The organism is Streptomyces sp. MnatMP-M17, from assembly GCF_900091995.1.
GTDB lineage: Bacteria > Actinomycetota > Actinomycetes > Streptomycetales > Streptomycetaceae > Streptomyces.
On sequence record NZ_FMDK01000487.1, the window covers coordinates 1 to 14,635 of the forward strand.

Consider the following 14,635-nt stretch of genomic DNA (forward strand, 5'->3'; position numbering starts at 1 on the left):
AGAGTGCTGGTTGAGATCCATCTCAGCCAGCACTTTCTGTTTCCCGGAGTCGTAGGTGAGGGCGAGTCCGAGCCGGCGGCAGATCTCCGCGGATCCCCGGTTGCCAGTGTCGTAAGGCACGGCCCACAGCGAGGGATAAGCGAGGGATAGGGGCTTTGTGTGCCTGGGCCGGGGTGTCCCGTGTGCGGTCTCCACGCCGTGCAGCCTTGGGCTGGCACCCAGGCGCGGACTGGTGTTGCGGCGCTATGGGAGGAGGGCGTTTGCACCAGGGATGTTGTTTCAGGTGCACGCTCGGGTCTACGGGGTGTGACGAGCGGTTGCGCTGTAGCGCTACGGGACTCTTTCGCCGTCGGCAACGGATGTGGGTCGGCGCCCGTCGTGTGCTTCGGACTCGTACGGGGTTGTGTTGTCGTCCGTGTTGGTTTGGAGGATGGCGGTGGAGAGGTCGTCGAGGCAGGCTCGGTCGGCCTGTTCTGCGAAGTCGGAGTCCGCGACTACGGGATGGGGCTGAGGGTGGCCCACCAGCGGGCGCGGTACGGGGCCGGGATGTTGCTGATCTGGCCGTGATGGGCCGAGAGCGCGGCCACGATGGGCAGGCCGCGGCCGTGTTCGGCCGGGTCCGTGTGGTGCGGTGTGTCTGTGGGCCTCCGTCGTCCACGGACACACGTACGGCGCCGGAGGCGAGCCGGTCCGGGCGGGCGCGGACGGGTCCGCAGGCGTGGGTTACGGCGTTGGTGACCAGTTCGGAGATCACCAGCTCGACGTCGTCCATTGTCGGGTGCGGAAGTTCGGCACGGTCCAGGGCCCAGTATGACCAGGCGTGCAGGGTGATCCAGGCCCATCTGCGGGCTCTGCGGCAGGTCTGTGAGCTCACCTCGTCACTAGGTGGATCGGCTCATATCGCCCGTGCGGTCAACTGGCGTTAATGATGATTCGAGGATCCGGTATGCCGGAAGGGACTGAAACTCCGCCGGAGAAGCCGGAGTTGGGACTGGCGGCGGTGAAGGGTGAGCCGTTCTCGGAACGGCTCAGGCGCCTGTTCGAGATCGTGCGCCCGCCGGACCGAGGCGAGTTCACCCCGGCCGAGGTCGGCAGGGCGCTCGGTGTAAGCCATGTGCTGGTGTGGCAGTGGAAGACGGGGCGTCAGAACGACCCCAAGCGGAGTCAAATGCACGCCCTGGCCGAGTTCTTCGGGGTGCCCTCGGGTTACTTCTACGACGACGAGACGGCCGGCAGGAGGCGCCTCGCGCGAGTGACGAACGCGAACTCTCCGTAGTGGATGCTGTGGTTCTGCGGCTGCGGACACTGGCCGATCCGTGGTGTCGGCGCGGGAAGCGCCGCCCGTGCTGTACAACTCGCGGCGGACGGCCGCGGGCTGTGACGGGCGTCACGGCGACCCGCGACCGGCACGCCGTACCTTGACTCCCGGTCCTGGGAATGTGAGTGATGTGTGATCGCGCAGTGGCTGGCTGGGGGCGTGAGCCTAGGCCGTATCTGGCAAGTGGCGTTGTCCGCCCGTAGGGCGGGGCGCGCGGCGGCTGGTGCGTGCGATCGCAAGCGGAGGGTCAACAGCGTCGACGGCCCGGACGTACTTGGTGATCCTGGCAACGCGGCGAGCGTGCGTGCCTGGTGTCGCGCGCCGGACGAAATTTATCAGACGAGGCCCAGCCCCAGCCCCAGCCGTGGTATCTCCCGTCCCGGGGAGCGGTCCATCACCATCAGCAGGCCAGCCTCGCGCGTCCTGTCGTACGCGGCCTCGTCTACGACACCCAACTGGAACCAGACTGCCTTGGCGCCCATCGCCACAGCCTGGTCGGCGATGTCTCCGGCGAGGGCGGAGTTGACGAACACGTCCACCACATCCACCGGGAAAGGGATCTCCGCAAGAGAAGCGTAGCCCTGCTCACCGTGCACCGTCTCGGCCTTTGGGTGTACAGGCACCACCCTCTTGCCGATGCGCCGCAGCTTTTCGGCCACTCGGTAAGCGGCCCGTTCGCGGTTGTCGGACAGGCCCACCACAGCCCAGGTGTCCCCGGCGGTGGTGAAGATCTGCCTTATTGTCGCGTCATCGCCATAAATCGTCATGCCCGGCACCGCCGTGCGGTGGCGAGTTCTTCACCAGTTGACGCCAAGCACATGATCACGGGGAGTGTCAGGTCTGTGAACTTCGTCAGCCGCATGAGTAGACGTTAGCCAATCTGAATACTGTATGCAATGGCCTCTGTGTCTCGCGTGCCTGCCGTTTGGCAGGAGCGCCAGAGGCGGTCGGCTGGCTGCTCGCTGCGGTAGGGCACACACAACCACGGACAGCCGTATTACCGCTGCCGCTGCACCACTGGATACGCGGCTCGGAATCAGCCCGATGTTGACATGGCCAATTGGGTCGCCAGGGCGTCAACCGCGGGCTGACGTGAGACGGATTGCCAACCTGAGGGCTGTCCCGTAAGCGGTTCGGTGGTCGGCGTGGCTCAGAGGAAGATCAACGGGACATCCTTCTCGATGCAGCGCCGCAGGGCGACCATCAGTTGGCGGGCGTCTTCGATGTGCTGCTGGAGGAGCTGGTGACCGTCCTCCCGTGCCCAGTCGTCGGTGATCGTGTCCAGCCGGACCAGGAGCGACGCGCACTCGGCAGGCGAGAGGTCGTCGCCGCCGACATCCGGATGATGGAGCGGCTCCAGAGCTGCGGACACCTCGCTCCATTGGCGCTCGCCGCCGAAACCCCACATCTCTGACAGGGCGACTCCTTCGGTCTCGGCCGGACGCCGCCGGAACGCGGCAAAACCGCTGTAGGACCAGGAGACATTCGGACTGCTGTTGTCTCCGTCCCCCGGGAAAAGAACCAGCCCCATGTGCTCTCCCTGCTACCCGAAGACACAGGATCAAGGACATGGGGCAGTCCGGGCAACTGGGATGATCTGGGAGCGGCTGGTGTGATCACGGCGTCGGAGCCCTCCTGGATGCCCCCGTTCACCGGGCTGAGCCCACGGCAGTTCGATGCTCGCGCTTCAGCCTCGCAAGCGGTTCGCGACGGATGCCGTGCTGATCGTGGACGGCACTGTGCGGCACGAGGCGCTTGATGACCGGGCGGGGGTGGAAGGACTCCGCCACCGGGCTGTCGCAGCAGTCCGGCTGAAGCTGAGGGCAGCCTGATCCGGGGGACGCCGGTGAGGGTGGGAAGCAGCCCTGACAACGCCGGGACGTGCTGGCACTGCCAGACAGTGCGGGTCCGGCAAGCGAGACGAGAAGGCGTACGCGAGGAACCAGTGGCAAAGCTCCGTAAGCGACGAACCGGCTTCAATCTGGTGGATATGGGCCGGGATGCAGTGCGTGACCACTCTGGTGGTCAACTCCGAAGCCGCGTAGTGCCGTCGGTGGGGAGGCCACGATGAAGGACTGCGGCGTAGTCGTGGCGATGCTGCCGGAGCAAGAGCTGGGCACCTCCCTCGTCGACCGGTCATCGAGTGAACGTGGGAATCATCCCCGGTCGCCCTCCGGGCCAGCCAGCCTGGTTCAGGGCAGGCCCGTCGCCGGCCGAGGGCCGTGGGATGGGGCGGAGGTCCCGTAGTAGTCCGAGCGCGCGAGAGGCGCGCACATGGCGAAGGGGACCAGCAAGTCAGCAGGGAGGAGACTGGAATGCCAGGAGGATTTCGCCGGTGAATACCGGCGAACTGGAGTCGGCCCTTTACTGGGGCGAACGCCGGGTACTGGAGATTCAGACCAAGCTGCACCAGTGGGCCAGCGGTGATCCTCACCGCCAGTTCGACGATCTGTTCAACCTCGTTACCGATCCCGCCTTCCTTCTGGTCGCGTGGGCTCGGGAGCGGCTCATTGAACGGAAAGCTCCGTCGCCTCGGAATCGCGACCGTCACCGACCGTGTGGTCCAAGCATCCTTGAAGCTGGTGTTGGAGCCGATCTTCGAGGCGGATTTTCACCCACAGAGTTACGGGTTCCGTCCGAAGCGCCGGGCTCATGACGCGGTGGCGGAAGTGCGTCACCTTACCTCCCGCTCGTATGAGTGGATCGTGGAAGGTGACATTGCTGCCTGTTTCGATGAAATTTCGCACCCAGCCTTGATGGACAGGGTGCGAAGGCGCATCGGAGACAAACGCGTTCTGGCCCTGGTGAAGGCGTTCCTCAAGGCAGGCATCCTCGGCGAGGACAAGTCCTTGAGGCCGACTGACGCCGGTACTCCGCAAGGGTCGATCCTCTCTCCATTGCTGAGCAACGTGGCCCTGTCCGTGCTGGACGAGTACATCGCCCAGGCGCCGGGCGGACCCCGTGCCAAGCAATATCAGCAGGCCGGGCGTCGCCGGAATGGTCTGCCCAACTACCGGTTGATTCGGTACGCGGACGACTGGTGCCTGGCGGTATCGGGTACCCGAGGCGATGCAGAGGGACTGCGTGAGGAGATCGCGATCGTGCTTGCCACGATGGGCTTACGTCTGGCGCGGGAGAAGACACTGATTACCCATATCGAGGATGGTCTCGACTTTCTCGGCTGGCACATCCAGCGCCACCGGAAACGAGGCACCAGCAAACACTTCGTCTACCTCTATCCGGCCAAGAAGGCGCTCCGCCATGGCCGGCGGATCCTCGGCCGACGCCGCGGCGGCGTTCGCTCCGCTCGCGCCACTCGCGATTGGATCCGACCTCGCCGGGGCGCTCCGCCTGCCCGCCCACTGTCGCGTCGAGGTTTCCGTATGTGGCGGACCGTCTTCTACAGGTAGCGGAGGGCTGCTCTGTCGGGTCCTTGCGTCCACCCGGGGTTCAAATCCGTGTCTCCCCCAGCCGTAGGGTGCGCCGCAACACCGGCGTGTACGTATGGTGTGTGCGGCCCCTCGGACACGAACCATTACCCCACGGGGTGATGCGGAAGCAGTGACCAGGTCCGGACAGAGGTTCGCCTCTGTCCGGACCTGGTGTTTTCCGGGGTGGTACGTGCCTTGTACGCCGAGGCTGCGGTGGACGGCGGCCTTCTCCAGCGGTGTGGCGGCCTGCCTCTGCGACACGACCTCGCCAATGGCGACCCGGGGCTCCGTAAGCGGCTCGGTATCCCTGCCGGGAAGCCCGTTCCGCTGATCTTCTGCGGCAGCAGTGGATCCCAGCGCATCAACGACGCCGTACAGAGCCAACTCGAATCCCAGTGCGCGCGCTTCGCGGTCGTTCATGTCCCGGGGAAGGGCAACCTTGACCCCTTACTCCAGAACGTACCGAGATCGCACAGGAGACCGTCGCTGCGGCCAGGCGGGCCGTACCCGTCGTGCCCGCCAGGCACTGTCCGGCGGATCATGTGGCCGTGATGGCACCAAGTTAGTTCTCGCGGGCCGGACTGCGCCCGGGTGCGAGGCGTTTCTGCCCCTCGGGCATGGGCAGGACCTCCAGTGCGGTGTTTGCAATGTTCCGCAGCGTCTCCGGGTCCAGGCCGGCCTTGCCTACCGCCTCGATACCTCGGACCACCGTCAGCAGCAGTGCCGCCAACCGCTCCGGATCCGCAGCGCCATCGATGTCGCCGTGACGCTGGGCGGCGCTGATCTCCGTCCGCAGCAGGGTCAGCAGTGCCGTCATGGTCTCGGCCGACCGTCCGGCGACCGTCGGATCGTGCTGGGCCAGTTCCGCCGCGCCCTTGGCCAACAGGCACCCGCGGCGCTTGGTGTCGGAGGCGGTGTTCTCCGCCATTAGGTGCACGTATCCCGACAGCCGGGCCAGGGCCTCTGCGTCCGGGCCACCTGCCAGCCGCGCTTCGGCCACCTCAACGACTGCGGTGCACCAGTCGCCGAACACACGGTGGAACAGCTTGCCCTTGTCGCCGAATGCGCCGTACAGACTGCCCTTGCCCAGGCCGGTCGCCTGGGCGATGTCGTCCATCCGGGTTCCTGCATAGCCCGTCGCCCAGAACTGCTCCCGGGCCCGCTCCAGGACTTGGCGTTCGTCGAATGCGCGTGGTCTCGGCATGGTCTCAGCCTATCCATTCTTGACTCGATCGTCCATTACTGGCTATGTTATGGACGATCAGTTCCATAACTGAAGGGGTTCGACATGCCAGGCGTGCTGCAGGAGAAGGTGGCCGTGATCACCGGAGGGACCAGCGGGATCGGGCTGGCCATCGCCCACCGCTTCGTCCGGGAGGGCGCACGGGTCTTCGTGACCGGCCGGGACATCGACCGCCTCGAAGCGGCAGTCAAGGAGATGGGCCCTGCGGCCACCGGCGTACGATCCGACGTCTCGGTCCTGGCCGACCTGGACGCGCTCTACGCGCGAGTCCGCGAGGAGGCCGGACGCATCGACGTGCTGGTGGCCAACGCGGGAATCGTCGCGGACGCCGCGCTCGGCGCCCACACCGAGGCGAACGTCGACCTGACGCTCGCAGTCAACGTCAAGGGCCCACTATTCACCGTTCAGAAGGCGCTTCCGCTGCTGGCGGAGAACGCCTCCATCCTGGTCATCGGCTCGAGCAACAGCGTGCGGCCCAATGAGCAACTGGAGGTCTACAGCGCCTCGAAGGCGGCGGTGAGCAACCTCGTGCACAACTGGGCCCGGCAGTCGCGGGAGCGCCGATTCCGGGTCAACGTGCTCAGCCCGGGACCCACGCGGACCCCTGGCCTGCTGGGCGCCGCGGGGCCGGACGTCGACCGGTTCGCCGAGGCCGTCGTGCCACTGGGCCGGCTGGCCGACGCCGAGGAAATCGCCGAGGCCGCCCTCTTCCTGGCTTCGGACGCCTCGTCGTTCGTCACCGGCGCCGAACTCTTCGCCGACGGCGGCTACACCCGGGCCTGAACCACGGCCGGTGGTGCGCATCCGGTTCCCTCGAAGCGATGAGGCGCACTCCCGGCCGCGTGTGCGTCGTACGAGGCCCAGTGCGCCGGGAGCAATGAGATCGTGGCCGCGGCCTCTTTGGATGACGCCGGCCGGCACCCCGGCTGCCGCTCCGGCAACGCCAACCTCCGCTGGATGCTCATCCATCTCGTCGAGGAGACCAGACGGCACGCGGGGCATGCGGACATCGTGAGGAAGCTGCTTGACGGGGCGAAGGGGTACTACTGGCGTGTGCCTGCTGGCGGTGGCGCTGGCCAGGCTCCTGGCGGCGCAGTACGCGGTGCTCGCCGCCGTCGCCGTGCGCAGCTGCGAAAACCGGGTGAGGTTCGGGCGGGTGGCGAGATCTTCGAGAAGAACACCCGGCTGCTTGCCAACCCCCCTCGCCGGCCCCGAGGACTTCGACTACCTGGAGGGCTGGACGCTCCACCGGCTCCGCCGCGGCGCGCTCACGCATGACGCGGAAGACGGCACGTCTACGCCGATGCTGTTGGCCCGCGCCCGCCACGCCTCAGTACGGTCCCTGGAAAGGTACGCACGGTCCGGCGTCGACGCGGTCGCCCAGCACGTCGACGAGCGTGCTGGTTCCCGCCGGCCATGAGCTCTCCGGAGTCAACTGGGACGTCACCGCCGCGGACCTTCTCAGCGGCCCGATCGCGGACCGCGTACAACGCTCTGCGCCCGTTCCCGGCGAACCGGGGTTCGTCGGGAACGGGCGCAGTCGGACGGGGTCCGGCTCAGTAGCGGTAGTCGCGCAGGAAGAGTGAGGGTGCGGGGTCGGTCCTGGAGGCGTTGACGCCGTCTCCGCGGGTGTAGTCGAGGCCCTCATTGCCGCCCCAGTCCAGGATGGGGCCGCCTGCGGTCCTCAGATGCCGGAAGGCGCTCGCGTTGTCGGCGGCGGAGCCGAACTGGTACACCCTGGATTTGTCCGCGTAGGGCTGGTAGGGCTGGTAGGGGCCTCCTGGAGTGGTCTGCTTGGTCAGGGTGTTGCGGAAGAAGACGTTCTGCGGGCCGCTCGATCCGGACCAGCCGATGCCCTTGGTGCCGGCGGCCCAGTAGATCGGCCACCAGGTGCCCTTGTCGCCGGCCCCGCCCTCACCTCCGCAGTTGGTGTCGCACTCGCTGGAGGAGTGGTTGTAGGGCACGTGCACGGTGTTGTTCTCGAACAGGTTGTGCTGTTCCCAGCCACCGTGCAGGTTCAGATCGGAGTCGAAGTCGTTGCCGATGGCGACGTTGCCGGAAGAGGCCCACTGGAAGGTGAAGTGCCGCAGGTTGCGGCTGGTGTTGTAGGCGTAGACCGAGTCCCAGACGCGGGAGCCGCGCAGGTAGCCGTTGCCGCCCTTGCCCTTGTTCCAGGAACCGTCGAAGACGTTGTGCTCGACCTGGATGTTCTTGGCCACTTCGGTGACGACTGGATGCGAGCCGACCATGTCGGCGCGGACGCCGCGCACCCAGGAGTTGGCGGCCCACTTGAAGACGATGCCGTGCATGGCGTAGTCGGGTGCCATGTTGCCGTAGTTGTGGGCTGCTTGGGACGGGCTGAACTGGTAGGTGCCGCCGGTGAGCTTGGGCAGGCCGTTGATGTCCTGGGTGAAGGAGAAGTTCTCAAAGCCCACGTCGGTGATCATCTTCAGTGCGGTGACCTTGCTGGCGTAGGGCTTGCCGGCCCCCACGCCCAGCGGCGGGGAGCCGTCGGAAGTGGAATCGACCGGGAGATCGAACTCCAGTGGCTTGTCGATCGTGACGGTGCGGCGGGAGGTGTCCACCGAGGCGATGGTGAAAACCTGCTGGCGCATGTGCAGGTTGTCCATGCGGGGGTCGTCCGTCCTCACCACGTCCACTTCCTGGGACTGGTAGAACTTGAGGCTGTTGGCCGCGCCGACCCACAGGTAGCCGCCCGGCTTGAAGGCGTCCATCTTCGCCTTCGCGTTCAGCTGGATGACCCGGTCGCCCTGGTGCGCGGCGTAGTTGGCGTCGGCTGCGGATCCGCCCACTTCGATACCCGACTCCCAGTGCTGGTTGATCGACCCCTCGAAGAGGTCGCGGCGGTTCTCCGGGATCTTGTCGGGGAAGCCGCATCTGTCGAGATACCTCTCGGCGGGCTCCCGGGTCTGGACCCGGAAGAGCCCGCGTCCCGGCCAGATCCAGCCACCGGTGCCGACGAGGTTGGTCGTCGTGAATTCGCACTTGTGTTCCATGGTTTCCTGAGACCAGCGCTCGCTCTTGGACGTCAGGGTGTCGTAGCGGGTGTTCTCGTCGGGGCGGAAGACGATCCGCGAGCCGTTCGCCGGATCCGACCCCTGTCCCCGGATCACCAGGTAGGAGGCGTCCACGCCCAGCTGTTTGCTGACGTTGAGTACGCCCTTGGGTAGCTGGATCACCGACAGCCTGCCGGGCGCGGCGCTGGGTGTGCACCTCTTGCCGATCTGGTCGATGGCACCCTGCAGCCCCGCAGTGTCGTCGCGTCCGTCGTCGGATTTTACGTTGAACTGCTGTTCAAGAGTGGACGGGGTGATGTGGCAGGTGGGGTCGGAGTTGTAGGAAGCCGCATTGGGCAGCACCTCTCCGCCCCGGTATCCGGCCCGGCTCCAGTCCGGGAGCCCCGCCACGGGGGCACGGCGGTTGCTCCTGCTCAGTTCCGGCCCGGTGTCGTTGACAGTCCCGTCGACGGAACCGGGAGCGCTGGACGCCTTGCCGACACAGGCGGAGGCCGCCGGGGAGTCGTCGAGCTTTTCCAGGATCTTGGTCAAGCAGGCGGACAGGGCGAGCTGGCCGTAGTGGTTCGGGTGAATCGCCTCCTGCTGGTTCCCCTGGGCCTGCCACGGCAGGTCCTTGATGCCCTCGACCAGGTACGGGACCCATCGGACCCACTCGGCGCGGTCGGCACTGAGCGGGGCGGTGAGCGTGTGGGACGAGTTGGCCTGCTGCGTCGTCCTGCTGCACAGTTCGTGCCCGGCGAACGCGTCCTGCAGATCCAGGAAGGACACCCCGGCCTCGTTCGCGGCACGGTGCAGCATGGAGCTGATCCGTGGCACCACGGAGGTGTGCGCCCAGTCGCTGTCCGCGTCCAGGAAGGGGCATCCGCCACTCAGATACCGGCTGTAGTTGGCCGGCGGGAGAGGCGCGTTCTCCGGGTCGCGGTAGTCGCGGCCCAGCGGCAGGGGGTTGGGGTAGGACTGCAGCACGATCTGGTAGCTGCCGTCCTCCTGGCCCGCCTCGCGCAGTACCTTACGGATCGCCTCGACCGTCCGCACGACCTTGGCCCGAGCCGGGTCGAGGCCCTCGGAGAACTCCTTCTCCATGCTGCCCCGGCAGCCCTTGTTGAACAGGGACGGAAGGAAGTAAGCCTTGACGCAGTCCTGGAGGATGTCGGCGAACTTGAGGTCGTTGCCGCCGATCGACAGCACGACCGTCCGCACGTCGTTGTTCTGGGCGATGTCGCGCAGATCGTCGATCTGGGGCCGCTGGCCCTTGAAGCCGGTCGTGGTGACATTGTCCGTCGTCGCACCTGAGCAGGCGATGTTGAATCGCCGCTCCAGTGGCACGTCGAGGGTCTCCAAGCCCTTGATCTCGGCCGAGTCGGACCGGTCGCACGCGTTCGCGCCCTTGTCGTACCCGGTGTCGCCGTAGACCTTGGACGGATCGTGGTCGCACACGGTCTCGTCACCGTTGCAGTTCACCGCGGCCCGGTCCGTGCCCCACGCCGACCCGGCCGCAGAGGCGGCGGCGTTCCCGGCCCAGCGGCCACCCTCACCCGAGATGTAACTGTCCCCCATGGAGATGACCGCGGGCCGCGGACCGCACGCGTCCCCCGCCGCACGCGCGACGCGCTGAGCTTCCTCGCGGTTGTAGACGGTCAGATTGCCCCAGCCGGAGTTGCAGGTGTGGCTGCCCTCCTTGGCGAACCTCACGGGCCAGTGGTCGGAGCCACCGTTCTGGCCATTCCGCAACACAGCGAGGTTCTTGAGCTGATCACTGGCGACCATGAAGTCGAGTGGGAAGCCGGACAACTGGGTCGGGACGGGCGAGCCGTCCACGGCACCGTTCTGCGTCGCGTAGAACGTGTTGGGGAATTTGCGGCGCGTGGGGGCGGCGGAGCTGTTGAAGTCGCCCAGGGCCCGCCACCGCTGGCCGGCCATGGCCTGGGACAGCGTGTCGATCAGGGCGACCGCATGCGGATTGGGCGTGTCGCCGGAACGGATCGACGCGGCGTGGATGTTGAAGTACCAGGTGCCGTTGACCTCCACCCCGAACGCGGGGCGGGACCTGATCCAGCGCCCCCTGTCGTCCTGGGCGGGAAGAATCCTGACACGGGCCGCGAGGTCGCCGAGGTCCTCGGGTGCGTTCCGCAACCAGATCGCCATGGACTTCTGGGTGTTGCTCTGTGTATCCGGGTCGTCGGTGTCGGTACCGGTCTCGGTGCCCCAGGCAGCCTTGTCCAGGATCTTGAGGTAGAGCAGGGCCCCCTCTGCCTGCCCCCGTCCTGGCTTGCCCCAACGCTGCACGTAGAGGCGGTACTTCAGGCTGGGAAGCCCGGACGGGGTCGCCGATGGGTCGCCGAGGTTGTCGAGGAGCTCACGCCCGGTGCCCTCGACTGGAGGCGTCGTGGTCTCCTGCAGGGCCACGACATCGGCGTCCTTGATCAGGACCGACCTGACGAAGTTCCACCGAGTGCCGCCCTGCGTGTTGAACGTGATGGCCGACTCGTTGACGTCGTCGAGGGCCAGTGCCGACGCGGGCGCGAACAGTGTGACGAGCGAGGCGAGCATCGCCACACACAGGGCTTGCGCGACAGCGCCCGCCCGCCAGGAGTTCGGTCTGTGCCGGGACTTGTGCCGCGGCGTACGTATGGACAACTGTCCGTCTCTCTTTCCTCCCCGCCGCGGTCCGCCACGAGTCCGGCTCGGTGCGGATCATTGCAACGGTCCATGACGGGAGGGGACTTGGCGGATCAGTCGTTGATGTGGATGGGGTGCGGTGTCGGGCGGGGGAACCGTGCACGCCGTTTGCCGCAACGTGGCCAGCACCGCGTCAGCCTCGTGTGCGCACGCGCTGACGCGTCGGCGACTTGATCGGTAACCGGAGCCAACCGGAGCCTTGTAACCTTGCGGACCGGGCCCAACCGGGCACCGTCACACGGCCGTGACGTGCAATCTCACAAGATCACTCCGACTCTGAAAACAGTCCTGCCACTCAGAGAGTCGCAGCTCCGTTGCGCATCGAGGACATGAGACATCATCGAACTCAACGGAGCTCCGTTGATCTCGGCAACAGGTCGCTGACCAGTACAGCTGCAAGACCACATGGCCTTACAACAGCCCTGGTTGCACATCTACGCCGGCATCATCCCGCCGGCGCCTTGAACACGGCTTATGGCCACCGCGTCCGGCAGGACCGGGCTGTCACCTGCAGTGGTAGTCAATCCCGCTGAGCCAGTCGTTGTGATTGGTGCCGGTCCAGTCGCCCCTGGCGCCGTAATTGTCGTGCGGCGTACGGTCGATCATCAAGGGGTACCCGGTCCATCCGGTGGGTGAGGGAGCCTGGTCGTAGAAGCGCACTTCGCAGTTCGTGTTGTTCAGCCAGGATGTGACCTGGTCATTGGCCCCTTTCCCGTTCAGGAAATGAGCCTTGGCAACCGAGAAAGTCGTTATCTTGCCGAATACGTCGGGAGTGATGATGACCTTCGAACCCCCTCCGTTCTCGTGCTCATAGAGGCAGATCGCCCATCCGGGGCAGCCGTCGTAGGGAGGGTTTGCGGCGGATGCCGGTGTCGCCGAGAAGAGCATCGCCACTCCGGCAACTGCCGTCACGGCCGCGACACTTGCACGCCTGAACGATCTCATTTTCACAGGATTCTCCTTTTCGAGCCGTACAAGGCTCGTTCCTCATAGAATTACAGGGAATTCGGACGACGGGCGGAAGTCCCATCGGCATTAATCACCAGAGACCGTCACTGACTTAGTGTCAGGTATCACGCGTCTACTGGTTACAGGGGCGATATTTCACAGCGACGATGGCGCTCAGTACGCATCGAAGGATGTCGCGAACGTGTGCCGTGAAATCGGCGTGACCAGAATCACGCGGGGCGGGCGGAACCTCGGCGGACAAGGCCGGCCCCGAATCCTTCAACGCAAGCCTGAAACCGAGACATCACAGGGAAGGAAACACTGGCCCGGAGCGCGTGAGGCCCGTCTTGCCGTGTTCCGGCAGGTCACTCGCTACTCGCCCACCGACGAGAACCTGTACCGATCCCAATCCGGGGGACCACCACAGCAAAGACATCGCCCTTCGCACTCATGAGACGAATTCTAATCAGATCCGCCAGCCCAACCCCTAGACTATTCCTGGCACATGCTTGCATGATCCTCTACACCGACAGGTGTTGCCCGGCAGGCGCAGGGGCGTGGACCGCGTCCGGCCGCGCCACCTGCTGAGTACGCCGCAGCGTCTCCTGCGGTCGCAGTCTCATGCCAAACCCGGAAGACCCCCACTCGTGCAAGATCGCCCAGTCATGGTCACGGCATCCCCTGCAACGCCGCCAACACCGCGCAGTTGCTCCCTTCTGTCTGTGCATGGATCGCTCGGCATTTGAAGGCCGGCCCGCAGTCCCTGGCCACCCGGCCGGAGCCGTCCAGGCATCGGCCGCACCGACCCTCATCTTCAGTTCTGACGGTTCTGGAGATCAATCACGATCCGAGCCGAAGACTCTCTCGCGGGCGTCCTTCCCTGAGCGGGGCAGACGCCGGAGCAGAATCATGCAAGAGGAAGGGAGGATAGTTCTACCATTTCCGCAGGTCAGAGCGATTCAATGGAATCACCCGTCCTCCTATGGAGCGGGAAATTGCCTGTCCACCTGCAAATCCCACCACATCGCAAGGGTCACAGCATGAAGACGGTTCTGATCACTGGTACCTCATCCGGATACGGGCGGGCGACCGCCCTCTACTTCCACTCGCAGGGGTGGAACGTCATCGCCACGATGCGCACGCCGCGTGCGGACGTCCTGCCCGAGTCAGAGCGGCTCCGCGTCGTCGAACTCGACGTGACCAAGCCCGAGTCCGTCACCGCCGCGTTCGAGGCAGCGGGGCCCATCGACGTCCTGGTCAACAACGCGGGTGTCCCGTCGATCAGTGTGTTCGAGGGCACCCCTATGGACCGGGTGCGGGAGGTTTTCGAGACCAACACGTTCGGCGTGATGGCGACGACGCAGGCGGTGCTTCCCCTGTTCCGTGAGCGCGGCTCCGGCGTGGTGGTCAACGTGACCTCCAGCGTGGTGCTGGGACACATGCCGCTCTCGGCCGTCTACAAGGCGAGCAAGATGGCCGTCGAGGGGTTCACCGCGTCTCTGGCTCTTGAGCTCGCGCCCTTCGGCGTGCAGGCGAAGACCGTCGAGCCGGGAGCCTGCCTGACGACAAACTTCGCAGCCAACGCGACGAACGGCATGCCGCTGGACGAGCTGGTTCCGGCGCCCTACGCACTGTGGGCGAAGAAGACCATGGACGACTTCACGGGCCAGGCCCTGTTCACCAAGGAGAGCGACGTCGCCGAGACTGTATGGCGAGCCGTGCACGACGCGACCGGCCAGCTGCGATTCCCGGCCGGTCCCGACGCGCTCTGGCTCGCCCAGGCAAAGTGATCAACCAGCGATCAACCAGCTCTAGCGGGCCGCCGCGGCCGGAGGTTTCGACCCCGACACGCGGCTGCCACTTACGCGGCGACGGCGTCCACCAAGCCGTCCTCGGCGTCTGTTGCGTCCGTTGTTCGCCGCGACGAGCTCGGCGAGGATGGACAGGGCGCTCTCGGCGAGGGAGGTTCCGCCGAGGT

The 14,635-nt window shown here is 66.1% G+C and carries 11 protein-coding genes and 3 pseudogenes; 8 read left to right on the top strand and 6 right to left on the bottom strand.

From position 1 onward, the window contains the following. Positions 1-22: 22 nt before the first annotated feature. On the bottom strand, positions 23-874 hold the full coding sequence (locus tag GA0115259_RS42895) for an ATP-binding protein (protein ID WP_141716650.1): 852 nt from the start codon (positions 872-874) through the stop codon (positions 23-25). 72 nt (positions 875-946) lie between these two features. Here GA0115259_RS42895 and GA0115259_RS21655 point away from each other — a divergent pair, with 72 nt between their 5' ends. After that, positions 947-1,276 carry a helix-turn-helix domain-containing protein gene (locus tag GA0115259_RS21655; protein ID WP_093599768.1) on the top strand — a complete coding sequence of 110 codons (330 nt, stop codon included), beginning with the start codon at positions 947-949 and terminating at the stop codon, positions 1,274-1,276. Positions 1,277-1,653: 377 nt separating this feature from the next. Here the strand turns inward: GA0115259_RS21655 and GA0115259_RS21660 are convergent, their stop codons facing one another. Both GA0115259_RS21660 and GA0115259_RS21665 read right to left on the bottom strand, forming a co-directional pair. Beyond that, positions 1,654-2,079, bottom strand: coding sequence for a CoA-binding protein (locus GA0115259_RS21660; protein WP_093599789.1), 426 nt, complete (start codon positions 2,077-2,079; stop codon positions 1,654-1,656). A 389-nt stretch (positions 2,080-2,468) separates the two neighbouring features. After that, positions 2,469-2,849 carry a hypothetical protein gene (locus tag GA0115259_RS21665; protein ID WP_093599771.1) on the bottom strand — a complete coding sequence of 127 codons (381 nt, stop codon included), beginning with the start codon at positions 2,847-2,849 and terminating at the stop codon, positions 2,469-2,471. 133 nt (positions 2,850-2,982) lie between these two features. Here GA0115259_RS21665 and GA0115259_RS42900 point away from each other — a divergent pair. Together GA0115259_RS42900 and GA0115259_RS42600 are read left to right on the top strand one after the other, a co-directional pair. Continuing rightward, positions 2,983-3,060, top strand: a pseudogene (locus GA0115259_RS42900) (IS5/IS1182 family transposase); the annotation flags it as partial. 768 nt (positions 3,061-3,828) lie between these two features. Beyond that, positions 3,829-4,728: a reverse transcriptase domain-containing protein gene (locus GA0115259_RS42600; RefSeq protein WP_272921171.1), complete on the top strand. Its 900-nt coding sequence runs from the start codon at positions 3,829-3,831 to the stop codon at positions 4,726-4,728. Positions 4,729-5,311: 583 nt separating this feature from the next. Here GA0115259_RS42600 and GA0115259_RS21685 read toward each other — a convergent pair. Next, positions 5,312-5,953, bottom strand: a complete 642-nt coding sequence (locus tag GA0115259_RS21685) for a TetR/AcrR family transcriptional regulator (protein WP_093599774.1) — start codon at positions 5,951-5,953, stop codon at positions 5,312-5,314. Between the two features lie 84 nt (positions 5,954-6,037). On the opposite strand from GA0115259_RS21685, the gene GA0115259_RS21690 reads away from it, so the two are divergent. The 3 genes and pseudogenes from GA0115259_RS21690 to GA0115259_RS42050 all read left to right on the top strand — a co-directional run bounded on the left by GA0115259_RS21690 (position 6,038) and on the right by GA0115259_RS42050 (position 7,412). Further along, entirely contained in the window at positions 6,038-6,775 is a 738-nt protein-coding gene (locus tag GA0115259_RS21690) for an SDR family NAD(P)-dependent oxidoreductase (RefSeq protein ID WP_093599777.1), read from the top strand. A gap of 63 nt (positions 6,776-6,838) precedes the next feature. Further along, positions 6,839-7,039: pseudogene (locus GA0115259_RS21695) on the top strand (DUF664 domain-containing protein); the annotation flags it as partial. 4 nt (positions 7,040-7,043) lie between these two features. After that, complete coding sequence (locus GA0115259_RS42050) at positions 7,044-7,412, top strand: site-specific integrase (protein ID WP_256098071.1); 369 nt, start codon at positions 7,044-7,046, stop codon at positions 7,410-7,412. Positions 7,413-7,548: 136 nt separating this feature from the next. On the opposite strand, the gene GA0115259_RS21710 is transcribed toward GA0115259_RS42050, so the two are convergent. Together GA0115259_RS21710 and GA0115259_RS21715 are read right to left on the bottom strand one after the other, a co-directional pair. Continuing rightward, a complete protein-coding gene (locus GA0115259_RS21710) occupies positions 7,549-11,667 on the bottom strand; it encodes a GDSL-type esterase/lipase family protein (RefSeq protein WP_141716651.1) in 4,119 nt (1,372 codons plus the stop codon). A 546-nt stretch (positions 11,668-12,213) separates the two neighbouring features. Next, a complete protein-coding gene (locus GA0115259_RS21715; protein WP_093599782.1) occupies positions 12,214-12,654 on the bottom strand; it encodes a peptidase inhibitor family I36 protein in 441 nt (146 codons plus the stop codon). Between the two features lie 148 nt (positions 12,655-12,802). Between GA0115259_RS21715 and GA0115259_RS42055 the strand changes: the two are divergent. Further along, positions 12,803-13,036 (top strand): annotated as a pseudogene (locus GA0115259_RS42055) (IS3 family transposase); the annotation flags it as partial. Positions 13,037-13,697: 661 nt separating this feature from the next. Next, positions 13,698-14,447: an SDR family oxidoreductase gene (locus GA0115259_RS21720; protein ID WP_093599785.1), complete on the top strand. Its 750-nt coding sequence runs from the start codon at positions 13,698-13,700 to the stop codon at positions 14,445-14,447. Positions 14,448-14,635: the final 188 nt, after the last annotated feature.